Here is a 22735-nt window from a genome sequence, read left to right as displayed (position 1 = left end):
CTCTTTTATGTAGATTTTAGGTTACGAAACGACTGTTCGATCAATTGATGAAATTCTAGAATATCCTTTAATTTTGTAGAAAGGTCGTCTAGTTGTCGTTCGCTGTCTTCTTCTGTAATAAGTTTTTGGATTTCCATTAATGCATCCTTTTGATGGTTTGTCGCTTCCACCCATTTATGGCTATACGTGGTCATAAAGGTTTTAAACAATTGTTTATTAGCCTTGTATAAATCTTTTCGTACCCCTTTACGCCAGACACGTGTCACAAGGTTCATATCAGCTAGACTTCTTACACTTGTACTCATGGATGTTTTACTTTTCCCCAGTGCCTCACTCATCTCATCTAAGGTTAAAGGTCGTTCCTCTAAGTAGAGGTAGGAAAATAATCGTGCTTCTAGAGAGGTAAATCCAAACATTTCAACGGTTTTTGCAAATTCTATCATTATATTATTTCGTATGTCTTTATGGATTGTATTGTACATAATATCCTCCTATGTTGGTGACTATATCAAATGTTACCTTATCTAAAAAATTTTTAAAAATACATAATTGGACAGGAAATTAGAGGAAGATGGCGTAATTTGCAGTAAAAAGCTATGAAACTTTATACAGTATAAACTGTACAAAAAATATATACTAAACCAATAGAATTTAATGTTTGAAATAGGGCAGGATAAAGTTATATAGTATATAAGGTGAGTGAAGACAGAACGGATCTAGGTAATGTGTATCATTTTGAGAATAAGATCTATTCAATGATATACCTCTGAACCTAATTCAAACATATTAGGGATATTTATCGTGCTTCATTCGAATACTACAAATAGTTTTTTTAAAGAGGTGAAAGGAATGCCTGTCATAGAGGCAAAGAACTTATCAAAAGTTTTTGGCAAAAATAAAAAGCAAGCATTTAAACTTTTGGATCAAGGCTTAACCAAAGATGAAATTCTCGAAAAAACAGGAGCAACGGTTGGTGTTAACCGTGCTACATTTTCTGTAGAAGCTGGAGAAATCTTTGTAATTATGGGGTTATCCGGAAGTGGTAAATCAACATTAGTTCGATTAATTAACCGGTTGATCGAACCATCTGAAGGTAATATTTACATTGATGGGGAAGATTTATCAGCAATGGATAAACAAGAATTACGAAAAATTCGCCGTGAAAAATTAAGTATGGTTTTCCAACGTTTCGCATTATTTCCACATCGAACGATTCTAGAAAATGCCGAATTTGGTTTGGAAATTCAAAATGTACCGAAAGAGGAACGGGAAAAGAAGGCAAAAGAAGCATTGGAAATGGTAGGATTAGGTGGATATCTTCATCAAAAACCGAACCAATTATCTGGTGGGATGCAGCAACGTGTTGGACTTGCACGTGCATTGGCAAATGATCCAGAAGTGCTTTTAATGGACGAAGCGTTCTCAGCACTTGACCCACTTATTCGGAAAGATATGCAGGATGAATTAATTGATTTACAAGCAAGTATGAAAAAGACAATCGTCTTCATTACGCATGACTTGGATGAAGCATTACGTATTGGAGACCGAATTGCATTAATGAAAGATGGTGCAATTGTTCAAATTGGAAGTCCAGAAGAAATTCTTGTTAATCCAGCCAATGATTATGTTGAAAAATTCGTGGAGGATGTTGATCGTTCAAAAGTATTATCAGCACATCACATTATGAAACGTCCAGAAACCGTAAATATTGAAAAGCACGGACCACGTGTTGCGTTAGAAAGAATGCGTGAAGAAGGATTATCTAGTATGTTTGTTGTAGATAGCAAACGTAATTTGAAAGGATATATTACAGCAGACGATGCTTCTGATGCACGTCAAAAAGGAATTACAAACTTCCAGGATATTTTGCAGAATGATATTCCGAAAGTTGATAAAGAGACTCCAATGACGGAAATCTTTGATATGATTTATGATTCACCAATTCCACTTGCCGTCGTAGAGAATGGAAAATTAGTTGGAATTATAGTTCGTGGAGCTGTTATTGCAGCACTTGCTGGAGAAGGCGAGGTGAACGTTGACAATGGATAAAGTATTAGATTTTATACCAAGTATACCTTTAGCAGAAATGACAGAGGATTTTACGGATTGGCTAACAAGTACATTCTCATTTTTATTCGATCCCATTAAAGAACACTTTGGAACATTTATGGAAACTACATCAGAATTTTTACTTAATATCCCTGCACTGATTATAATTGTACTTGTTGCAGTGGGTGCTTTCCTAATAAGTGGGAAAAAATTTGGCTTAGCTGTCTTCTCGATCGTTGGCCTTTGGTTTATTTATAATCAAGGGTTATGGGAACAGCTAATGGAAACATTTACACTTGTTTTACTAGCGAGTATCTTATCTGTTATTATTGGGGTTCCATTTGGAATTTTAATGTCGAAAAGTAGAACAGCAGAGGCGATCATTACACCAATACTTGACTTCATGCAGACGATGCCAGCCTTTGTTTACTTAATCCCAGCGGTTGCGTTCTTTGGAATTGGAATGGTTCCAGGTGTGTTTGCATCCTTAATCTTTGCGACACCACCGACTGTTCGTTTTACAAATCTTGGTATTCGCCAAGTTTCCAAAGAATTAGTTGAAGCATCAGAAGCATTTGGTAGTACTGGGTCACAAAAATTATTTAAAGTAGAATTACCAATGGCAAAAGCAACCATTATGGCAGGAATTAACCAAACAGTTATGTTATCCTTGTCCATGGTCGTTATTGCATCGATGATCGGTGCACCAGGCCTTGGTAGGGAAGTTCTTTCTTCACTACAACGTGCACAAGTGGGTACAGGTTTCGTAGCAGGTGTCGGAATTGTTATTCTTGCCATTGTTATTGACCGTTATACCCAAAATGTGAACGCAAAAAAAGAGTAATTAAATAGTTGGTATCTTTTCATTATGAAAAGTTTCCATATAAAAACTACAAGAAAAAGGGGAGATATTAAAGTATGTTTAAATTTAGTTGGAAACGTCTTGGCATTGCGGCAGGACTTTCATTATCATTAGTAGCAGCTGGCTGTGGTGGAGGATCTGAAGATGACTCTGCTGATAACGGCGGTGACGAAGGCTCAGAAGGTGGAGCTATCGGAGAAGGGAAAGAAATTGAACTAGCATATGTAGAGTGGGATACAGAAGTTGCCTCCACACATGTAATTGGTAAAGTATTAGAAGACCAAGGATATGATGTAACATTAACCCCACTTGATAATGCAGTAATGTGGGAAGCTGTTGCTAATGGTGAAGCAGATGGTATGGTAGCAGCATGGTTACCAGCTACACATGCTTCTCAATATGAAGAATATGGAGAAGATGTAGTTGAACTAGGTGTTAACTTAGAAGGTGCTAAAATTGGTTTAGTTGTACCAACATACATGGATGTTGAATCCATTGAAGATTTATCAGATGAAGCTGGTCAAACCATTACTGGTATTGAACCAGGTGCTGGTGTTGTTGGAGCAGCAGAAGAATCATTAGAAGATTACGCTAACTTAGATGGTTGGGAAGTACAAACTTCGTCTAGTGGTGCAATGGCAACAGAATTAGGATCCGCTATTGAAAATGAAGAAGAAATCATTGTTACTGGTTGGTCACCACATTGGAAGTTCCAAAAATATGACCTTAAGTATTTAGAAGACCCACAAGGTACATTTGGTGAAGCAGAAACAATTGAAACAATGGTTCGCCAAGGTCTAGAAGAAGATCTACCAAATGCATATCAAATTTTAGATCAATTTGAATGGGAATCAGCTGACATTGAGAGTGTTATGCTAGAAGTCTCTGAAGGTGCTTCACCTGAAGATGCAGCAGCTACATGGGTTGAAGAAAATCAAGATAAAGTTGATTCATGGTTAGAAGGTATTGAGTAAGGAAGAAATTTTATAATAAAATAAAAGGTGATACTTTTTAGGAGTATCCCTTTTATTTTTACCTATTTAAGTTATTGCAATAAAATAAATAGAGGGAAAAGGAGAAATGTGTGTGTTAAAGCAAAAATGGTCAAGCATTTTATTCATATTTAGTTTAATGGCAGTATTAATTATTGCTGGATGTGGCAATGGGGAAGAAGATACTGAGTCAGATAGCACAGATAATGCTGATAGTGGGGAAGAAGAGGCAGTTAATTACAGTGAAGAAGTAGGTTATAACATTGTTGGTATTGAACCTGGTGCTGGTATTAGTGTGACAACTGAAAAGGCGATTGAAGAGTATGATTCGCTAGCTGGATGGACTGTAGATCTTTCCTCCACTGCGGCAATGATGTCTGAATTAGATAAAGCAATTAGTAATGAAGAGCCAATTATTGTTACTGGTTGGAACCCACACTGGATGTTCGCAGCTTACCCAGATTTAAAATATTTAGAAGATCCTCAAGAGATTTATGGTGGTACTGAGGTAATTAAAACATTAGTACGTCAAGGGCTAGAAGAGGATAAACCTAGTGCATACAAATTATTGGAACAATTCCAATGGGATGTTGAAGACATGGAAGCAATTATGTATGAGTCCAATGAATCTGGTGATGACATCGCTGACGTTGCTGCACGTTGGGTAGAAGATAACCAAGATAAAGTAGATGCATGGAAAGAAGGAGTAGAAGAAGTTGATGGAGAGGAATTTGAGTTAATTTCTACTCCATGGGATTCTGAGCGTGCTTCTGCTAATGTTGTGGCAACTGCTTTAGAACAAGTAGGCTATGATGTAACTATCACACCAGTAGATATTGCTGTTATGTTTGAAGGTATTGCAAATGGTGATGGTGATGCAACGGTTGCAGCTTGGATGCCAATGACGCATGCTGACTTTTATAACGAGCATGAAGGTAATTTTGAAGACCTAGGTGCTAACCTAGAAGGTGCTAAAATCGGTTTAACCGTTCCAAGCTACATGGACATTGACTCCATTGAAGACTTAGAACCAGCAGAATAATTTTAAAAGGCAGTTCACTGCATGGTGTGTGGTGAACTGCTTTTTTGGCAGATAGAAAAGTATAAAACTTTCTTTTTGCATAAGTGCAACTAAGACTATCACCGAAAAGGCCCGGAGATAGCCAAGTTTTCTAATTAGGTTGGCATAGGTTGTAATTTGTTGGTGAAGCGTAGGGAGGAATAAAGGGATGTAAGTGTCTGAATCGGGTGAGGAGTGTATGAAAAGGGCAGAGGCGGCTTGTCAGTGCCTGAATGAAATGGAAAGTATGAAAAGGAAACAGAGGAAGCTTCTCTGTGCCTGGATGAGGCTCGAAATAGATGATAAAGTAACGGAGAGTGCTTATCTTTGCCTGAATTCAACGAAAAATACATTAAACAGTAACAAAGAAAAACTCTGAAATAACGACGATCGATTCCTCCTTCACCAAAATAAAAAGTGTCCTTACACTAGGACACTCCACCTGTAGCTATTATTTATTTGCTTTTACTTTTTCTTCTAAATCTCGTAAGCTTGTCTCAATTTGTTCCAAGTATTCTTGGATGTTTTCTTGATGTGGCTCGATTGTATCTTTCCATTCTGTTACCGATCTCTTCATTTCTTGGGTGAGGTTTTTCATAAGAGCTGCACCTTCTTTAGATGTCTCTGTAAGTTGATCTTTCAATCGTAAACCATCCTGTTTTAAATGACGGAGCATTTCCCGATATTCTATACTTTGTTCTTTCGCACGGCTTCTGAACTCTTTTCCTGATGAAGGGGTGGTTAACAGGGTTGTAGCAGCACTAACAACACTTCCAACTGCAAATCCAATTAGTAATGATTTTGTTTTTGACATAATACCCGCTCCTTTATAACTATTTTATCTAATTCTATCATACTATGATTACACAAATTTTGCGAATGAACATGGAAACTTTTTTATTAAAAAATCCCCTGACGAATAGTGTCAGAGGATTAAATGTTTACTCACGTTAAAGCTATTGGTTGTGAACGTTTTAGAATTTGTTGGACGATCGGATATACAATCATCATAAACACAACATTCAATGCTGCTGCTGGTAATACTACTGTTAAGAATAGTACAGTAAATGCACCTTCCATTAAACCAACAATATATAGTGCAGCGGTTAAGAAAATCGAACCGCTAATCATTGTTCCAATTGCACTAAGGACTGGAACATTAATTTTCATGTTAATACGATCTTTTACAAGTAAGAATATCGCGAAAAACACTAACCCAGTAATTGGTTTATCAATCATGTTTGCGATTTGGCCACCTACCGTCTGTGTCGTTAGCGCGGAAATAACTCCAGCTGCTAGTGACAGGACAACAACATATTTGGCCCTAGGAAATAACATAATTCCTAAAAACATCATCGATAGTAACATGTCAGGCTTCATTCCATAAATAAATGGTGGAATGACATAGTGCAATACAGCACCAATCCCTAACAATAATGATAGCAACACTAAAATTCTCGTATTCATTTCTACCTCTCCTCATCTCAAGCTTTGCTCAGCTATATTCGTTCCCCAACTATACACTCGTTGTCAGCTGCGGGTACGTATTATAAGTTTACCATAGTCAGTATAATAGAGAAAGGGTAAAATGAGAATCTTCTAACTATGCTTGAACCCTTTCCCCAATCTCTTTTGCAATTTGTTGTAAATCTTCTTGGGAGTAATCATCCACATGGGTTGTCCAATTAATCGCATAGCCATCATCTTTTCCATAACGAGGAATTAGATGTAAATGTAAATGGAAAACAGATTGGTCTGCGGCTTTTTCATTGTTATTTAACAGATTCATCCCTTGTGGTTGATACACGTCTTTAATCGCATTGGCAATTTTAGGAATACGTGCAAACAACTCTTGTGCAACCTCAGGTGGTGTCTCATAAATATTTTTCGTATGTGTTTTTGGAATAACAAGTGTATGTCCTTTCGTTACTTGGCTAATGTCCAAAAAAGCATAAACCTTTTCATCCTCATATACTTTAGCTGATGGAATCTCCCCATCAATAATTTTACAAAAAATACAATCATCATGACTCATTATGATCACCCTTCCTTTTTTCTATATTGTATATACAATTGGTATAAACTGTAAAGAAATCACATTTTATTAACCGCAGGCACGGCCTCAGCCTCCTCACTTTCTGCTCAGGTCTGGACACGTGCTATTCCTGCAGGAGTCGACTGTCCTACGCTCCAATCAACGGTCATATTAGCATCAATGGTGATATAGAATAACGCAAACTAACGGAGAAAATCCACGTAGACTCCTGCGGAAAGACGAGCCTAAGAGACCCCGCAGTGTGGTTTCCACGAGGAGGCTCGTGGGGAGTCCGCGGAAAGCGAAGTGTATTTTCGTAGTGGTAGTTAATGCACTTTTACTACGCATAATACATCTTAATGCAAGACGTTTCCTACTAGAAAGCAACAATCTTTTAGAAAAGATCCTTTACAAAAAGGAAACAGGCTAGCTCGCTTTTTACACGAACTAGCCTGCTTTAAGAAGACGAGAGGATGAGTAATAATCTAACGTTGGGGACTTTGTTAGAAAAAGTTAAAGCACGTCTTTGCACATTGAAGTACTACATGCCAACTTCTCTGACTTCAAAACCGTTTTGTCATAATCTCACTACATGGAGATAAGCAAAAGGGTTTATATCATCATTAGAGTATCCATCACAAACACCTCATTTGTGTTACCACACAAACTTGCCTGTGTTTTTGAATGATTCATCCTCTGTCTTCACTAGTTATTGTGAACGGAAATAACAACTTTATACAAAAAAAATCAAAAAAAGTGTCGATAATTGATGGTGAGTTTGTTTTGGCATCCAGATGGATACATGATAAAATTTTATAGTAACCTAAGTGTGTAAATCTTGGAATTGAGAAGGGTCTAGGAGGACAAAAAGTGAAACCTTTATTACATATTGAAAAATTACATGGCGGGTATACCCATAAAAATGTGTTACATGGGATATCGTTTGATGTACACCCAAAGGAAATCGTTGGATTAATTGGGTTAAATGGTGCAGGAAAAAGTACAACCATTAAACACATTATTGGATTAATGCAACCGAAGAAAGGAACGATTTCGGTAAATGGAAGATCATTTCAAGATAATCCAGAGTCATACCGTAATCAGATAGCTTATATTCCAGAAATGCCAATCCTTTATGATGAGTTAACATTATATGAGCACCTTCGACTGACTGCAATGGCTTATGATATTTCTGAAGATGTTTTTAAAGAGCGGTTAGATCCATTACTGAAAGAATTTCGAATGGAGAAAAAACTAAATTGGTTTCCCGTCCATTTCTCAAAAGGGATGCGGCAAAAAGTAATGATTATGTGCGCGTTTTTAATTGAACCGCCATTATACATTGTGGATGAACCATTTGTCGGACTTGATCCACTAGGTATCCAATCTTATTTACAATTAATGAATGAGATGAAAGAGAATGGTTCTGGTGTTTTAATGTCAACACATATTTTGGCAACAGCAGAACGTTATTGTGATCGTTTTGTGATCCTTCATGATGGCGAGATTCGAGCAATTGGAACATTAGAGGAACTTCGAAAAGAATTTCAAATGCCTGATGCAACATTAGATGACCTTTATGTGGAATTAACAAAGGAAGATAGCCATGTTTGATGCTCATGATTTTTTTAAAAAACGTTTTTCTGCACATTTAAAAGAGACAAGCCGTTATTTACGGTATATTTTTAATGGTCATATAGCGGTAGCAATGTTGTTTTTCGTTTCTGCTCTGGCGTATTATTATCAACAATGGTTAGCTGAATTGCCAGCCAATTTCCCGACAGCATGGATCATTGGAATTATATTTGGACTGATTGTTAGCTATAGCCCAGTTCGAACATTATTAAAAGAACCAGATCTTGTATTTTTATTGCCCGCTGAGCATAAGATGGATGCGTATTTTCGAAACACGATTATCTACAGTTTCGTTATTCAATTATATCTTGTGGTGTTAGCAGGTGCTGCACTTGGACCTTTATATTTTGCTTCCTTTCCAGAACGTGCTGGGAGTGATTATGGTCTAACACTTCTTGTTGTTATCATTTTAAAAGGGTGGAATCTGTTAGCGAACTGGTGGATGTTAAAAATTCGTGAACCTGGTAATCGTCTCATTGATCAAGCCGTCCGTACGGTATTAAATATTGTGATTGTCTTTTTTATGATTGGTGGCAACATGCTATATGCGGCTGTGACAACCATTTTATTTGCCCTCGTATTTCTATATGATTGGTCTATTTCGAAAAAGCAGCCTGGCATTGTTTGGGATCTCTTGGTGGAAAAAGATCAAAGTCGGATGCAAACCTTTTACCGAATCGCCAATATGTTCACAGATGTACCACACATGAAAAATCGTGTGAAGAAAAGGCATTGGTTAGTTGCCTTAGTGAATAAAGTACCTTTTAGACAGACGTATACATTTGATTATTTGTATCGAATTACGTTTATTCGTAGTGGTGACTATTTAGGAATGTATATTCGACTTATTGTTATCGGTGGTCTAGCTATTTACTATGTACCAAATCTGTGGATGAAAGTAATTTTCGCGATACTCTTTTTATACTTAAGCAGTTTCCAAATGATGACGCTTTACCAACATCACCGAACGATTATGTGGTTAGACCTCTATCCAGTGACGCTACAGTCACGACAAAAAGCGTTAATGAAATGGTTATATCAATTAATGATCATTCAAACGGTCCTATTTGTTTTATTATTTTTGTTTATGGAAGTATATGTGGGATCTATCGTTGTCCTTATTGGTGGATTAGCATTTTCATGGTTATTTTTAAATGGCTATGTGAAACGAAAAATTTCGAATTCCTAATAGGAGAGATTCTTAGTATGTGATTGGATCAGCCAGCAGAGGGGATTGAAAAAAGTGATCGAGTGAGGTTGTCGATTCAAAAATTTGCAAGGAGTCTATAAGAAATGAAACGAGTGAGCTTCTCGATGAAAAAAACAGTGATATTCTTTCAGTAAAGTGAATCGAGCATGTTTTTCGATACAAAAACAGCAGTAAAATCATAGTAAAGAGAATCGAGCAGACCTCTCGATAAAAAAACAGCGGCAAAACATTAGAAATAGCAAATCGAGCGCGCCTCTCAATGCCTAAAACAACAATGCATTCACCAAAAAGAGCAAGCACTTTACCGTAATCACATAACATCAATAAAACCCCCTTCACTGTAGCCAAGTGAAGGGGGTTCTCATTTGTCCTCTTATTGATTTTGATAATTAAAATACGCTTGAATTAATGTTTTAGCTGCGATTGGTAAAGCTCTTTCATCAATATCAAATTTCGGATGGTGGTGTGGGTATGGGTTGCCATCTTTATTTGCACCAGTAAAGAAGTAAGCACCTGGTTTTTCCATTGTATAGTAAGCAAAGTCTTCGCCACCCATTACAGGGATTACTTCTTCTGCTGTTTCGATTTCAGGAATATTCTTCGCTGCGTCTAATACAAGTTGTGCTTCTTTTTCATGGTTCACAAGTGGTGGATACCCTTTTTCATAATTAAAGTTGTAAGATGCATCGTTTGTAACACATGTTCCCTTTACAATTTTTTCCATCTCTTCAATGACTTTTTCTTGTACCTCTGTATTTAAATAACGTACAGTACCTTGAATTCTAGCTTTATCAGCAATGATGTTAAAGGCATCACCTGCATCAAATATGCCTACCGTGACAACGGCTGTTTCTAGTGGATCTAATCGTCTAGCTACAATTTGTTGTAATTGAGATACCACTTGTGTACCAATGACAATTGCATCTTTTGTTTCATGAGGATAGGCACCATGTCCACCTTGGCCTTGGATCGTAATTTCAAAGCGATCTGTCCCAGCCATAAATACGTCTTTAGAGGTTTGCATAACCCCAAGGGGTGTGGTTGCCCATAAATGTGTACCAAATACTGCGTCTACCCCTTCTAATGCACCTGCTTCAACCATTGGTTTCGCGCCACCTGGTGCATATTCTTCTGCATGTTGATGAAGAAAAACGATGGTACCTGGAAGAACTTCTTGATAATCCTTCATGACTTTGGCTAATGTTAAAAGGGTAGCCGTATGCCCATCATGACCACATGCATGTGTTACCCCATCTACTTTAGACTTGTAAGGAACATCTTTTTCATCTTGAATGGGTAATGCATCAAAATCAGCACGTAATGCAATGGTTTTTCCCGGTTTAGCTCCTTTTAATGTGGCAACAACCCCATTTCCTCCGACTTTTGTTTTGTAAGGAATACCTAGTTCTTCGTAAAAATCCGCAATATATTGTGCTGTTTTGTATTCTTTAAACGAAACTTCTGGATATTGGTGTAAATAACGACGAATTTCTACCATTTTAGAATATTTTTCATCAATCGCTTTATGTATTGCGTCTAACATATAATAACCTCCTTACTTTTCATACTATTATAACACTTTTCCATTCATTTACGGAATAGAATGCCTAAAAATAAAAATCGAAGGAAGATAGTATTGCCTTCGATTTAAACATATATTAGGAAATCCGTGAATCTTCAAGTAATCGTTCAATTTCTTCTTTGTGATGTGTTTCATCGGAAATAAAATCCTCTAGTTTCACGACAAGCTCTGTATACCCTAGAGCCTCTGCTTGTTCTTTTCGTTTCTCATAGCGTGCGATTGTATCTGTTTCTGATTTTAATGTTTCTTCCAGTAGCTCTTTTACCCCTGTTGGTTGTGGTACCTGTGCAGCTGAAGTGGTTGGTGTACCACCAAGTGATTTAATTTTTTCTGATAAATATAAGGCATGTCCTAATTCATCAGCTACCTCCCCTTCAAAAAATGGTTTTAATGCAGAGCGATATAAGCCTGAAACAACAGATGCACTATACGTATACTGAATCGCAGCAGCATATTCATTTGCTAAGTCCTCATTTAAACCATCAATTAATGTTTGTAACTGTTCATCCATTTGTATCCCCACCTTTTGTAAAATTTTAGCATGAGCACATAATACTATTCCCAACATTTATTTAATTAAACCATTATTTACGTTATTATGGTAAGAGGAGGAATACAAATGTTGAAAAATCGTCATTATTTTGTGCTATTCTTTTTTCTAATTGTTAGTAGTACGATAGCGATTTGGGTTACTAAAATTGTACGGGGTCAAGTTCCATATATAGATCAATGGACGAGAGCATATGTCGATACGGTAGCGGATACGATTGTATATGAAACATTCTTACAGATCACTGATCTCGGTTCAGAAGAATTTTTAGTACCGTTTACCATTGTTGTTGGAATTCTGTTATTCTTGATTTTTCGTGATTGGCGCCCTGCTTTTGTTTTTGCAGGAGGCACATTAGGAGCACATCTATTAAATTTATCGATTAAAGCGATGGTAGGCCGTGAACGACCGAGTATTTTAATAGAGGCTAACGCAGAAGGACACAGCTTCCCATCTGGCCATGCGATGATTCCGATGGTGTGCTATGGGTTATTAAGTTATTTTATTTCAAGACGCTTGAAGCATCGTTATCTTATTATAACCATCCAAGTGTTTTTTGCTTTACTGGTATTTCTAATTGGTGTGAGTCGGTATTATATTAATGTTCATTACTTAACAGATGTCGTTGCTGGATTTATTTTAGGATTTATTCTATTGATTAGTTTGATTTATGGTTATGAAAAATGGATGCGTTATCGTGCAAGGTCAAAAACTTCCAATTAAACTAGTATTATCTTATGCAATCCTTTTGTTTTTTCATGAATAGACATGTATAATACGAATGTATTTATCCCGCATGTAACGGGCAGTAAGACCTCCACTTTAAGATTTCTTAGGAGATCCAAGAAAGATAAGAGGGGGATCAAACTGCCCGTAAATGTCCGATTCGTTCAACTAACACTCAGTGGGGGAGGAAAGGAAACCCCCACTGAGTGAAGTTTCACTTTATGGAAATTGGGAAGTTCGATTGGTAGATTGTATATAGACCTTTCTAAGAGGAGTATCTCTAGATGAATATAACGAAAAAGCAGGAAACAATTTTAATGGTCATTTGGGCACAAACATTAGTTGCTACGTTAGGGAGTTTGTTCTTTTCTGAGGTAATGGGTTATACACCATGTGAATTATGCTGGATCCAACGAATTTTCATGTATCCACTAGTCGTTATTTATGGTGTAGCATTATGGAAGAAGGATATCAGCATTGCGCTTCCAGGACTGATTCTAAGTAGTATTGGGATGATTGTATCGATTTACCATTATTCCATTCAAAAATTACCAATGTTGCAAGAAACGGGTGGCTCCTGTGGAAATGTTCCATGCAATGTGCAATATATTAATTATGGTGGGTTTATTACCATCCCATTTTTAGCAGGTATTGCATTTATCGTGATTACAAGTTTACACATTTATTTGTTAAAACAACAGAGGGGGAATAATGATGCGAAATAAGATGCTTATTATAATTGGTGCTATTGTTGTATTATTTGCTGCACTTTATTTTGTAATTGACTTCAAAAACAGTGAAGCATTAGAAGATAATCCGTATGGAAAAGAGGATCTACATCAAGCTACAATTGATCAAATAGGTGATCCACTTTATGATAATCAAATTGTGCCAGAAGAATTAAATGAGAAAATTGGCAGTGGAGAACCTGTAACAGTATATTATTATAGTCCAACTTGTCCATATTGCCTTAACACTACACCGAAGTTAGTACCAATCACAGAAGAATTAGGAATTGATATGAAAAAATTAAACTTGCTCGAGTTTGATAACCCAAATATCGAATCAACACCAACACTCGTCCATTATGAAGACGCAGAAGAAGTTGCACGTCTAGAAGGAGAAAAATCCGAAGAGGAATATCGGGAATTCTTTGAAGAATATGTATTAAACTAGGCTCATATCTCAACTAACAATAAATAGAAAATTGCCTTAAATTAAAAAAACGAACGGGAGACATGATCCCGTTCGTTTTTTTTAATTTAATTCTTCTTGATCTACCATATGGTATTTGGTAACAAATGGTCGGTCCGCAAAATAGGCTGGTGGTTTTGTTCCTTGGTCTTGGTGTGCTTGTTGAAAGGCAGCAGAGTTTTTCCAATTCTTAAAGTCCTTTTCTGATTCCCATTGGGTAAAGACAACATATGTATTGCCTTTTGTCGGCTTTAATAATCGGAATGCTTGAAATCCTGGCATCCCATCAACATCTTGCTGCCGCTTTTTAAAGCGATCTTCAAACACTGGCTTTCCATCCTCTGTAACAGGAATGTTGTTCATGACGACATAGCCTTCTTGTTTAACAGCTCCTTTTTGGATGAGGATTTCATACTCTCTTCCTGCTGTGAAAACACTTTTTCCCGTACCCTCGTAATATGCAAGTGAGCCTTCATGGCTGTTCATAAAGAAGAAATCAAGGTTTGCATGTTTTTGCTGTAGTTTTTGTAAAAAATCAATTGTTCCATTGGTCATAAATGCTTTCATTTGTGAAACTCCTTTCCTAAGTTTCTTACATCTATTACCGCATAAAAAGATCTGTTCGTCAATGTGATAGATTATAATAAATATTATCTAATAGCGAGTATTGCTCTTTGTTATTGTAGAAATATGTCGTATAATAGAGAGTGAGGTGAATAAATGAAAAAGATCAATGAGAACGAACGAAGGCGCTTTATGATTTGGTCTAATAAACTAAAATGGATAACGCTGGCGTTTGCTTTTATGGTTAGTTTTGGCCTTATTGGTTATGGTTTTATATTATTTGGAGGTACATTTGTCGTTGATGAGGAATCACTCTTACTTGATGCGACAACTACTATTGAAACAACGGATGGCTATATTGTTGGAGAGCTTTATCATGAAAACCGGACTTTAGCTGATATTGACAATGTCCCAGATCATGTGAAAGAAGCCTTTATTGCGATAGAGGATAGACGTTTCTATGATCATGCTGGAGTTGATTTTCGATCTGTCATTCGTGCTGTTTATCGAGATATTGTGGCATTAGATAAAGTAGAAGGTGCCAGTACGATCACCCAACAACTTGCGAAAAACCTTTTTTTAACTAACGATAAAACATGGATGCGTAAAACGAAAGAAGTGATGGCAGCCATATACTTAGAACGACATTTTTCAAAAGATCAGATTTTGGAATTGTATATGAATCAAATGTATTTTGGACAAGGCATTTATGGAATTGAAACAGCAGCTAACTTCTTTTTTAACAAGGAGGTAAGTGATTTAACCATCTCAGAAGGTGCGTTATTAGCTGGCTTAGCAAAAGCACCAAATGGTTATTCCCCAGTTGACCATCCTGATAAAGCATTGAACAGAAGAAATGTTGTCCTTCAAGCAATGGATAATGCGGAAATCATTTCCACGAAACAACGAATCCAAGCACAGGGGAAAACGTTAGGATTATCAATTCAGGAAAAGAAAGCAACACCATGGGTAAATAGTTACATGGATTTGGTCATCAAAGAAGCGAATGAAATGCAACAATTGTCGTTAAATGAATTAAAACGCGGTGGATATCGAATTGTTGTGAACATGGATGAAACAGCACAAAAAATAGCGTACGAGCAATTTCAACAAGCTGAATATTTCCCAGGCAATGCAGAAAATGTCGAAGGTGCGTTTGTTATGATGGATCAAACATCAGGGGAAATTGTCGCAGCAATAGGTGGTAGGAACTATGAATTAGGTGACTTAAACCGCACAATAGTGAAACGACAACCAGGTTCAACCATTAAGCCATTAGCCGTTTATGGACCTGCTATGATGAATGATAGTTATGATACCTATACGCTCATCCCTGATCAAGAGATTGATTATGATGGATATATCGCAACAAACGTAGACTATCAATATGCAGATGCTGTTACGATTTATGAGGCACTTTCCGTATCAAAAAATGCACCAGCCGTTTGGTTGTTAAATGATATTGGCATAGACTATGCTAAAAATTATTTAACGAAAATGGGAATTCCTCTCGAGGATGATGGACTTGCGGTGGCTTTAGGTGGGTTGACAGAAGGGATTGCACCACTTGATATGGTTCGCGGTTACCGCAGTTTCGCTCATAATGGGGAAGTTACTGATCCGTACACTATTAGTCGAATTGAGGATCAAGATGGCGAGGTGATTTATCAGGCAAATCCTAGTGAAACGGAAGTGTTTAGCGAACAGGTTGCCTGGAATATGACCGAAATCTTAACACATACAGTTCAAGAAGGTACGGCAGAATCAGGAGAATATAAGAAGGCTTTAGCGGGAAAGACTGGAACGACACAACATCCTTATGTGGACGATGCGAATAAAGATGCTTGGTTTGTTGGCTATACTCCACAATATGTGACGGCACTGTGGATGGGGTATGATCAATCAGGTGAAGATCATTATCTTACTGGTGGAAGTGTCTACCCAACAGCACTTACAAAAAGAATTTTAACAGAATTCGATAAACAGACAACACTTGCAAGTCATTTTGAGAAACCTGAGCATGTAGAAGCAGTTCCAGAGCCAATTGAACTGCCAGAAATAGAACAGGTAGAAGGGACATACACGTTTGGTGGTTTCTCTCTCGTAAATGGAAAATTAAGCTGGAGTGGATCAAGGGATGAACGAGTTGTGTATCATATTTACCAGGAACAACCAGGTGTTGATAAACGGATCGGTACCGTCGAAGGAAAGACAGAATATACGATTGACGCTATAAATGTGTTCGAATCTAGTTACTATTATGTTGTCCCATATAATCCATTAACAAACATGGAAGGAAAAAAATCAAAAACAGTGACACTTTCCATGACAAATTAGACAAAATCATGACAATCCTAAGGCTTTACTATACATTAATGGAAGAAATCGATATAGTGGGTGATAGGGTTAAAGTAGTGATAGAAGGTGAAATTATATGATAAAAGAAATTAATGATACCATTATAAAGGCGTATAATGGCGAAAAAACAAGCTATACACCAGCATGGTTTATGCGTCAGGCTGGTCGGTCACAAAAGGAATATCGTAAACTAAAAGAAAAATATTCGTTATTTGAAATCACACATCAACCAGAATTGTGTGCCTATGTTACCAGATTACCAGTAGAACAGTATGGGGTTGACGCAGCTATTTTATACAAAGATATAATGTCCCCTTTACCTGCTCTTGGTGTCGATGTTGAAATCAAATCAGGTATTGGACCTGTTATTAATAACCCAATTAAAACGTTTCAAGATGTAGACAACCTTGGAACGATTAACCCGAAAGCTGATGTTCCATATGTGCTGGAAACGATACGACTATTATCGGAAGAGCAGCTAGAGGTTCCTTTAATAGGTTTTAGTGGTGCACCATTCACCTTAGCAAGTTATATGATTGAAGGTGGACCATCTAAAAATTATGGGAAAACAAAAGCATTTATGTACAGTAAACCAGATGTTTGGTTTGCCTTAATGGATAAATTGGCAGATATGACGATCACCTATGTGAAAGCACAAATTGAAGCAGGTGCGCGTGCTATTCAAATTTTTGATTCATGGGTTGGTGCATTAAACGCAGAAGATTATCGTGTGTTTATCAAGCCAGTGATGACACGAATTTTTTCCGAAATAAAACAAGACAATGTTCCACTCATTGTCTTTGGTGTTGGAGCAAGTCATTTATTATTAGAATGGAATGATTTACCTGTTGATGTAATAGGCTTAGACTGGCGCACATCAATTACAGAAGCAAGACAATTAGGGGTTACAAAGGTATTACAAGGAAACTTAGATCCAGCCATTTTACTAGCTGATTGGGAAACAATTGAAACAAAAACGAAAGCGATATTGGATCAGTCGAAAGAAGATGGACATCACGTGTTTAATTTAGGACACGGTGTAACGCCTGATATTAACCCAGAAACATTGAAAAAATTAACGAATCTTATTCATTCTTATTCACAACGATAACAGTAAATTTTTTGAAGAGGTGTTGAAAATGGCAAAGAAAAAATTAGGATTACTTGTGATGGCGTATGGAACACCATATAAAGAAGAAGACATTGAACCGTATTATACACATATTCGACATGGAAGAAAGCCATCAGAAGAAGCACTACAGGATTTGAAAGATCGTTATAAAGCAATTGGTGGGATTTCGCCACTTGCTAAAATAACCGAACAACAGGCAAAAGCATTGGAAGAAAGTTTAAATGCTAGTCAAGACGAATATGAATTTCATATGTATATTGGATTAAAACATATCCATCCATTTATTGAAGATGCAGTGGGGAAAATGGCAAAGGATGGAATTGAAGAAGCGGTATCTATTGTATTAGCACCACATTATTCTACCTTTAGTGTCAAATCGTACAATAACCGTGCGAATGAAGAGGCAGCAAAACATGGAATTACGATCCAATCCGTCGAAAGCTGGTATAATGAACCAGGATTTATTAAATATTGGGCAGATGAGCTTGAAAAAGTTTATGAAAAAATGAGTGCAGAAGAACGGGAAAAAGCTGTACTTATAGTATCTGCACATAGCTTGCCAGAAAAAATTTTACAAGATGGTGACCCATATCCAAAACAATTAGAAGAAACAGCGAAATTAATTGCTGAAAAAGCTGGAATCGAAAACTATGAATTAGGCTGGCAAAGTGAAGGAAACACACCTGATCCATGGCTTGGACCTGACGTACAAGACCTAACACGTGATCTTTTTGAACAAAAAGGATATCAATCATTTGTATACGCACCAGTAGGGTTTATTGCTGATCACTTAGAAGTATTATACGACAATGACTATGAGTGTAAAGTAGTGTGTGATGATATAGGTGCTAATTATTATCGTCCTGAGATGCCAAATGTGCACCCACAATTTATCGATACGTTGAAAGATGTCGTATTGAACAAAGTGCGTGAAGTGTAATGGTGAATAAGAAAAATGTTGTAATCGTAGGTGGCGGTATTACTGGGTTAACAGCTGCATACTACTTACAAAAAGAAATAAAAGAAAAACAACTTCCAATCAATGTGAAGCTAGTCGAAGCAAGTAATCGGCTAGGTGGGAAAATTAAAACGAAAAGAAAAAGTGGCTTTACGATTGAACAAGGACCAGATTCTTTCTTAGCTCGTAAAAAGCCTGCTGTTAAATTAGCAGAGGAATTAGGAATGGCAGATGAACTTGTTCGTAATGGTACTGGTCAATCTTATATTTTAGTAAATAATAAGCTACATAAAATGCCTAGTGGTTCCTTTATGGGGGTTCCAACCAAGGTGAAACCATTCTTGTTTTCGAACATTTTCTCAACGAAAGGAAAGCTTCGTGCTGGACTTGATTTTGTCTTACCAAAGGGAGAAGCTGTATCTGATCAGTCATTAGGGGGGTTCTTCCGTCGCCGTTTTGGGAATGAGTTAGTAGAAAACTTAATCGAGCCATTATTATCTGGAATTTATGCAGGTGACATTGATGATATGAGTTTGATGGCAACCTTCCCAAACTTCTATCATTTAGAACAAGAGCATCGCAGTCTTATTAAAGGATTACAAAAAACAATGCCACAACTTAAAAAGCAAAAAGGGAAGAAGCCAGGAATGTTCTATTCCTTTAAGAATGGCTTAGAGTCCATGGTGGAACAACTAGAAAAACAGTTAGATCCTGGGACTGTCGCTTTAAATGTGGCTGTTGATCATGTGGAGAAAAAAGAAGGGTACTACCATCTACTATTAAGCAATGGATCTGTTTATAAAGCAGATGCGGTTGTAATGGCGACACCTCACTATACATTACCAAGAATGTTTAGCCAATATGATTTATTTGATACATTTAAGAACATCCCAGCTACATCTGTTGCGAATGTAGCGATGGCATTTGATAAGTCTGCTATCAAAAAAGATATTGATGGAACAGGCTTTGTTGTATCACGCAATAGTGACTTCCGTATTACAGCATGTACATGGACCCATAAAAAATGGCCAAACTCAACACCAGATGGAAAAGTATTATTACGCTGTTATGTTGGAAGACCGTCTGACCCAGATGTGGTTAATTTATCAGATGAAGAGATTACCGAAATTGTTTTACGTGATTTAAACAAAACAATGAAAATAAAAGCCAAACCAGAGTTTAGTGTTATTACACGCTGGAAAAATGCAATGCCACAATATACTGTCGGCCATCAAGAACGAATTAGTAAAGTGCGTGAGGCTGCACAGGATAAATTACCAGGTGTATTTTTAACTGGTAGTTCTTATGAAGGTGTCGGTGTACCAGATTGTATTGACCAAGGTGAAAAAGCGGTACAATTCGTATTACAATATTTGCAAAGAAACTAGAAACGAAGCAGGGATCTAACGATTATTTAAGTCGTTAGGTACCTGTTTTTTGATTCTGTTGTGTGGTTTTAGTTGAGTAAGAAGGGGAGTAACGGTCGATATGGGAGGAAATATGGAGCGAATGAGTCGATAGAAAGGTAGTCATGGTGGAAAAAGAGGGTGAATTTACCGAGCTCCTTCTCATCACGGTAGATTGGGAAAGAAAAACAAGGAGAATCAACCGAGAGCCACTCTGTCACCGTCTCACAAACAGCCTACAATGTGACATATAATTTTGCATAAAAAATAACAGAATGAGAACAAAACTTCTCATTCCGTTATTTAGCGTGCACTTAAACTTATTTAGTAGAGCGATTATTCATAGCTTTTTTCTAGTTCATCAACTAGAGAACCAACATATGCAACAGCTTCTTTAATGGCATCTGGTTTAGACATATCAACACCAGCTTGTTTGATTAAGTCAAGTGGTTTCATCGTGCCACCAGATTTCAATACATTTAGCCAACGATCAACAGCAGGTTTTCCTTCTTTTTTAATTTGCTGTGATACAAGTGTTGATACTGTAAGACCAGCAGAGTACGTGTATGGATAGAGTCCCATGTAATAATGTGGTTGACGCATCCATGTTAAGCCTGCTCCGTCATCAATATCTACTGCATCGCCCCAGAAGTTTTGCAGTGCTTCTTTTTTCTGTTCACATAATATATCGGCAGTGATCGGTGTACCAGATTCTGCTAAATTATATACACGACGCTGGAATTCTCCTTCTAGAAGATGTGTAACAAAGTTGTGATAGTATGTGCCAAGTAGCTGTGTAATTACCCAGCGTTTCATTCGTTTGTCATCAGTTTTTTCTAGTAAATGATTTGCAAGTAACATTTCATTCATCGTTGATGGTGCTTCAATGAAATAAGTTGATGGTCTTGTATTGAATAGGGATTGATATTTTCCAGCAAGATAGAAATGTCCTGCATGACCTAATTCATGAGCTAACACGAATGCACCACGCATCGTATTTGTCCATGTGATTAAGATATATGGATGAACTCCATATGGACTGGAACAAAATGCGCCAGTTTGTTTTCCAACATTATCTGCTAAGTCAACCCAGCGTTCACTAACCCCTTTTTTCATAATTTCTGTATATTCTGGTCCCATGACTTCAAGTGCTTCTAAAATCGTTGAAGTTGCTTCTTCATAAGTTGTAGTTGGGTTGAATTCTGGATCAAGTGGTGCTTTAAGATCACAATAGCGGACTTGATCAAGCCCAAGTTTTTCTTGTTTTAATTTGGCAAAACGACGCATATGTGGTGCCAACTCTTTTTGAATGACATCCAGTTGGTTATGATACATTTCTTGGGTAACTTGTTGTGAATCTAGCAACATATCGGTTACAGAATCATAAGAACGTAGACGACTCATCGTCAATTGTTTGGTTACTTCTGTTGCATAGACAGCTGCATATGTGTTTTTATACTGATCAAGTGTTTTGGTAAATGAATCGTAAGCTCTTCGGCGTGTTGTTGTATTTGGTGATAGTTCATATTGATCTTCAAATAGAGCAGCAGACATAGGAACTTCTTCGCCATTTTCATCTTCAATACTATCAAATTCCATATCAGAAGATTTACTACGATTGTAAATCATATATGGTGCATCATGAACTTCACTAAGGGAAGCTAATGTTTCCTCAACATCCGGTGCTAGGGTGTACGGCTTTTTCTCTAGTAAGTCATCAAGTGTTTTTTGATAGATTTCTAGTCCAGCCTCTTCTTTTATAAAACCTTCTATTTTCTCTTTTGGTAAGGCTAATAGTTCAGATTCAATAAATGACAGTTTTGCACCAATTTGTGCGAGTGCTGCTGCTACTTTTGCAGAATCTGCCTGGTTTTTTGGATCAGATCCGTCCGCACTAGAACGTAAATTAGCATATGTAGATACACGGATAACACGTTGCTCGAATTTTTCTTGATCCTGGAGACAGTTTAATAACGTTTTTGCACTTTCTCCAAGTTTCCCTTTATATTTTGTAACTTGATCCACATCTTTTTGAATAGCTTGTAATTCTTGATCCCATTCCTCATCTGTGGCGAATAAATCCGTTAAATTCCATGTTTGTTCTGTTGGTATTTCTTCCCGTGTTAATCGTTTTGCTTTTGTATTGGTTGTCATGCAAAATCCCCTTTCTATATTTCGTTACACTAAGTATATTATAAAATAAAAGGGGAAAGAATGATAGAACTTTTCAGATATTAGTGGCAAAAAAAATGCAACTATTTTGTCGATGGATCTTTTCGCATACTTTGTTGTGTTCTATGACGCATAATTTATATTATGTGCAATAAATGGTGCCATTGATTTCCGCTTCGAACAGTCGCTTTCACCACGGGCATAAGTGCGACATCTGTTCAAACTTTACGTTTTCACAGTGTCTTCTTTA

Annotated in this window: 22 protein-coding genes; 13 read left to right on the top strand and 9 right to left on the bottom strand. The window is 37.1% G+C overall.

Features of this window, described 5'->3' with window-relative positions; all coding sequences use genetic code 11:
- Positions 1-5: 5 nt before the first annotated feature.
- Positions 6-482, bottom strand: a complete 477-nt coding sequence (locus GHC26_RS11050) for a GbsR/MarR family transcriptional regulator (RefSeq protein ID WP_163971338.1) — start codon at positions 480-482, stop codon at positions 6-8.
- A 367-nt stretch (positions 483-849) separates the two neighbouring features.
- On the opposite strand from GHC26_RS11050, the gene GHC26_RS11045 reads away from it, so the two are divergent.
- The 4 genes from GHC26_RS11045 to GHC26_RS11030 all read left to right on the top strand — a co-directional run bounded on the left by GHC26_RS11045 (position 850) and on the right by GHC26_RS11030 (position 4945).
- Positions 850-2049 (top strand): quaternary amine ABC transporter ATP-binding protein, encoded by a 1200-nt coding sequence (locus GHC26_RS11045; protein ID WP_163971337.1) that lies wholly within the window; start codon positions 850-852, stop codon positions 2047-2049.
- Complete coding sequence (locus GHC26_RS11040) at positions 2042-2893, top strand: ABC transporter permease (RefSeq protein ID WP_163971336.1); 852 nt, start codon at positions 2042-2044, stop codon at positions 2891-2893. Before GHC26_RS11045 ends, GHC26_RS11040 begins: the two co-directional genes overlap by 8 nt.
- Before the next feature lie 74 nt (positions 2894-2967).
- A complete protein-coding gene (locus GHC26_RS11035) occupies positions 2968-3885 on the top strand; it encodes a glycine betaine ABC transporter substrate-binding protein (protein ID WP_163971335.1) in 918 nt (305 codons plus the stop codon).
- Between the two features lie 112 nt (positions 3886-3997).
- Complete coding sequence (locus GHC26_RS11030) at positions 3998-4945, top strand: glycine betaine ABC transporter substrate-binding protein (RefSeq protein WP_226376921.1); 948 nt, start codon at positions 3998-4000, stop codon at positions 4943-4945.
- A gap of 469 nt (positions 4946-5414) precedes the next feature.
- Here GHC26_RS11030 and GHC26_RS11025 read toward each other — a convergent pair whose 3' ends face one another.
- From GHC26_RS11025 to GHC26_RS11015, 3 genes are all read right to left on the bottom strand, one after another.
- Positions 5415-5777 carry a YtxH domain-containing protein gene (locus GHC26_RS11025; protein ID WP_163971333.1) on the bottom strand — a complete coding sequence of 121 codons (363 nt, stop codon included), beginning with the start codon at positions 5775-5777 and terminating at the stop codon, positions 5415-5417.
- Between the two features lie 131 nt (positions 5778-5908).
- Positions 5909-6430, bottom strand: a complete 522-nt coding sequence (locus GHC26_RS11020; RefSeq protein ID WP_163971332.1) for a tryptophan transporter — start codon at positions 6428-6430, stop codon at positions 5909-5911.
- A 136-nt stretch (positions 6431-6566) separates the two neighbouring features.
- Positions 6567-6998 (bottom strand): HIT family protein, encoded by a 432-nt coding sequence (locus GHC26_RS11015; protein ID WP_163971331.1) that lies wholly within the window; start codon positions 6996-6998, stop codon positions 6567-6569.
- 870 nt (positions 6999-7868) lie between these two features.
- Between GHC26_RS11015 and GHC26_RS11010 the strand changes: the two genes are divergently transcribed.
- Both GHC26_RS11010 and GHC26_RS11005 read left to right on the top strand, forming a co-directional pair.
- Positions 7869-8612 carry an ABC transporter ATP-binding protein gene (locus tag GHC26_RS11010; RefSeq protein ID WP_163971330.1) on the top strand — a complete coding sequence of 248 codons (744 nt, stop codon included), beginning with the start codon at positions 7869-7871 and terminating at the stop codon, positions 8610-8612.
- Entirely contained in the window at positions 8605-9822 is a 1218-nt protein-coding gene (locus tag GHC26_RS11005; RefSeq protein ID WP_163971329.1) for an ABC transporter permease, read from the top strand. Before GHC26_RS11010 ends, GHC26_RS11005 begins: the two co-directional genes overlap by 8 nt.
- Before the next feature lie 12 nt (positions 9823-9834).
- On the opposite strand, the gene GHC26_RS11000 is transcribed toward GHC26_RS11005, so the two are convergent.
- The 3 genes from GHC26_RS11000 to GHC26_RS10990 all read right to left on the bottom strand — a co-directional run bounded on the left by GHC26_RS11000 (position 9835) and on the right by GHC26_RS10990 (position 11936).
- Positions 9835-10164, bottom strand: coding sequence for a hypothetical protein (locus tag GHC26_RS11000; protein ID WP_163971328.1), 330 nt, complete (start codon positions 10162-10164; stop codon positions 9835-9837).
- A gap of 52 nt (positions 10165-10216) precedes the next feature.
- Positions 10217-11386, bottom strand: coding sequence for a M20 metallopeptidase family protein (locus GHC26_RS10995; RefSeq protein WP_163971327.1), 1170 nt, complete (start codon positions 11384-11386; stop codon positions 10217-10219).
- 115 nt (positions 11387-11501) lie between these two features.
- Positions 11502-11936 (bottom strand): ferritin-like domain-containing protein, encoded by a 435-nt coding sequence (locus GHC26_RS10990; protein WP_163971326.1) that lies wholly within the window; start codon positions 11934-11936, stop codon positions 11502-11504.
- Between the two features lie 108 nt (positions 11937-12044).
- On the opposite strand from GHC26_RS10990, the gene GHC26_RS10985 reads away from it, so the two are divergent.
- The 3 genes from GHC26_RS10985 to GHC26_RS10975 all read left to right on the top strand — a co-directional run bounded on the left by GHC26_RS10985 (position 12045) and on the right by GHC26_RS10975 (position 13877).
- Positions 12045-12698, top strand: a complete 654-nt coding sequence (locus GHC26_RS10985; protein ID WP_163971325.1) for a phosphatase PAP2 family protein — start codon at positions 12045-12047, stop codon at positions 12696-12698.
- Between the two features lie 287 nt (positions 12699-12985).
- Positions 12986-13426, top strand: coding sequence for a disulfide oxidoreductase (locus GHC26_RS10980; protein ID WP_163971324.1), 441 nt, complete (start codon positions 12986-12988; stop codon positions 13424-13426).
- The gene (locus GHC26_RS10975; protein ID WP_163971323.1) at positions 13416-13877 is read left to right on the top strand and encodes a thioredoxin family protein; all 462 of its coding nucleotides are present in this window, start codon (positions 13416-13418) and stop codon (positions 13875-13877) included. The genes GHC26_RS10980 and GHC26_RS10975 overlap by 11 nt, the downstream gene beginning before the upstream one ends.
- An 81-nt stretch (positions 13878-13958) precedes the next feature.
- Here the strand turns inward: GHC26_RS10975 and GHC26_RS10970 are convergent, their stop codons facing one another.
- On the bottom strand, positions 13959-14462 hold the full coding sequence (locus GHC26_RS10970; RefSeq protein WP_163971322.1) for an antibiotic biosynthesis monooxygenase family protein: 504 nt from the start codon (positions 14460-14462) through the stop codon (positions 13959-13961).
- Positions 14463-14615: 153 nt separating this feature from the next.
- On the opposite strand from GHC26_RS10970, the gene GHC26_RS10965 reads away from it, so the two are divergent.
- The 4 genes from GHC26_RS10965 to hemY all read left to right on the top strand — a co-directional run bounded on the left by GHC26_RS10965 (position 14616) and on the right by hemY (position 20295).
- The gene (locus tag GHC26_RS10965; RefSeq protein ID WP_163971321.1) at positions 14616-16796 is read left to right on the top strand and encodes a transglycosylase domain-containing protein; all 2181 of its coding nucleotides are present in this window, start codon (positions 14616-14618) and stop codon (positions 16794-16796) included.
- Positions 16797-16893: 97 nt separating this feature from the next.
- Entirely contained in the window at positions 16894-17928 is a 1035-nt protein-coding gene (hemE, locus tag GHC26_RS10960; RefSeq protein ID WP_163971320.1) for a uroporphyrinogen decarboxylase, read from the top strand.
- Between the two features lie 28 nt (positions 17929-17956).
- A complete protein-coding gene (gene hemH, locus GHC26_RS10955) occupies positions 17957-18889 on the top strand; it encodes a ferrochelatase (RefSeq protein ID WP_163971319.1) in 933 nt (310 codons plus the stop codon).
- A complete protein-coding gene (hemY, locus tag GHC26_RS10950) occupies positions 18889-20295 on the top strand; it encodes a protoporphyrinogen oxidase (protein ID WP_163971318.1) in 1407 nt (468 codons plus the stop codon). The genes hemH and hemY overlap by 1 nt, the downstream gene beginning before the upstream one ends.
- Before the next feature lie 354 nt (positions 20296-20649).
- Here hemY and pepF read toward each other — a convergent pair whose 3' ends face one another.
- A complete protein-coding gene (gene pepF / locus GHC26_RS10945; protein ID WP_163971317.1) occupies positions 20650-22467 on the bottom strand; it encodes an oligoendopeptidase F in 1818 nt (605 codons plus the stop codon).
- Between the last annotated feature and the right edge of the window lie 268 nt (positions 22468-22735).

Source organism: Oceanobacillus halotolerans (assembly GCF_010993955.1).
Taxonomy (GTDB): Bacteria; Bacillota; Bacilli; order Bacillales; family Amphibacillaceae; genus Oceanibacillus_A; species Oceanibacillus_A halotolerans.
The sequence above is the reverse complement of the archived record's forward strand: the minus strand, read 5'-3'. Positions and strand labels throughout refer to the sequence as shown.

What these genes read in the sequence shown, in the direction of transcription:
- GHC26_RS11050 (WP_163971338.1), bottom strand. Translation starts at nt 482, where the DNA reads ATGTACAATACAATCCATAAAGACATACGAAATAATATAATGATAGAA.
- GHC26_RS11045 (WP_163971337.1), top strand. Translation starts at nt 850, where the DNA reads ATGCCTGTCATAGAGGCAAAGAACTTATCAAAAGTTTTTGGCAAAAAT.
- GHC26_RS11040 (WP_163971336.1), top strand. Translation starts at nt 2,042, where the DNA reads ATGGATAAAGTATTAGATTTTATACCAAGTATACCTTTAGCAGAAATG.
- GHC26_RS11035 (WP_163971335.1), top strand. Translation starts at nt 2,968, where the DNA reads ATGTTTAAATTTAGTTGGAAACGTCTTGGCATTGCGGCAGGACTTTCA.
- GHC26_RS11025 (WP_163971333.1), bottom strand. Translation starts at nt 5,777, where the DNA reads ATGTCAAAAACAAAATCATTACTAATTGGATTTGCAGTTGGAAGTGTT.
- GHC26_RS11020 (WP_163971332.1), bottom strand. Translation starts at nt 6,430, where the DNA reads ATGAATACGAGAATTTTAGTGTTGCTATCATTATTGTTAGGGATTGGT.
- GHC26_RS11015 (WP_163971331.1), bottom strand. Translation starts at nt 6,998, where the DNA reads ATGAGTCATGATGATTGTATTTTTTGTAAAATTATTGATGGGGAGATT.
- GHC26_RS11005 (WP_163971329.1), top strand. Translation starts at nt 8,605, where the DNA reads ATGTTTGATGCTCATGATTTTTTTAAAAAACGTTTTTCTGCACATTTA.
- GHC26_RS11000 (WP_163971328.1), bottom strand. Translation starts at nt 10,164, where the DNA reads ATGTTATGTGATTACGGTAAAGTGCTTGCTCTTTTTGGTGAATGCATT.
- GHC26_RS10995 (WP_163971327.1), bottom strand. Translation starts at nt 11,386, where the DNA reads ATGTTAGACGCAATACATAAAGCGATTGATGAAAAATATTCTAAAATG.
- GHC26_RS10990 (WP_163971326.1), bottom strand. Translation starts at nt 11,936, where the DNA reads ATGGATGAACAGTTACAAACATTAATTGATGGTTTAAATGAGGACTTA.
- GHC26_RS10985 (WP_163971325.1), top strand. Translation starts at nt 12,045, where the DNA reads ATGTTGAAAAATCGTCATTATTTTGTGCTATTCTTTTTTCTAATTGTT.
- GHC26_RS10980 (WP_163971324.1), top strand. Translation starts at nt 12,986, where the DNA reads ATGAATATAACGAAAAAGCAGGAAACAATTTTAATGGTCATTTGGGCA.
- GHC26_RS10975 (WP_163971323.1), top strand. Translation starts at nt 13,416, where the DNA reads ATGCGAAATAAGATGCTTATTATAATTGGTGCTATTGTTGTATTATTT.
- GHC26_RS10970 (WP_163971322.1), bottom strand. Translation starts at nt 14,462, where the DNA reads ATGAAAGCATTTATGACCAATGGAACAATTGATTTTTTACAAAAACTA.
- GHC26_RS10965 (WP_163971321.1), top strand. Translation starts at nt 14,616, where the DNA reads ATGAAAAAGATCAATGAGAACGAACGAAGGCGCTTTATGATTTGGTCT.
- hemE (WP_163971320.1), top strand. Translation starts at nt 16,894, where the DNA reads ATGATAAAAGAAATTAATGATACCATTATAAAGGCGTATAATGGCGAA.
- hemH (WP_163971319.1), top strand. Translation starts at nt 17,957, where the DNA reads ATGGCAAAGAAAAAATTAGGATTACTTGTGATGGCGTATGGAACACCA.
- hemY (WP_163971318.1), top strand. Translation starts at nt 18,889, where the DNA reads ATGGTGAATAAGAAAAATGTTGTAATCGTAGGTGGCGGTATTACTGGG.
- pepF (WP_163971317.1), bottom strand. Translation starts at nt 22,467, where the DNA reads ATGACAACCAATACAAAAGCAAAACGATTAACACGGGAAGAAATACCA.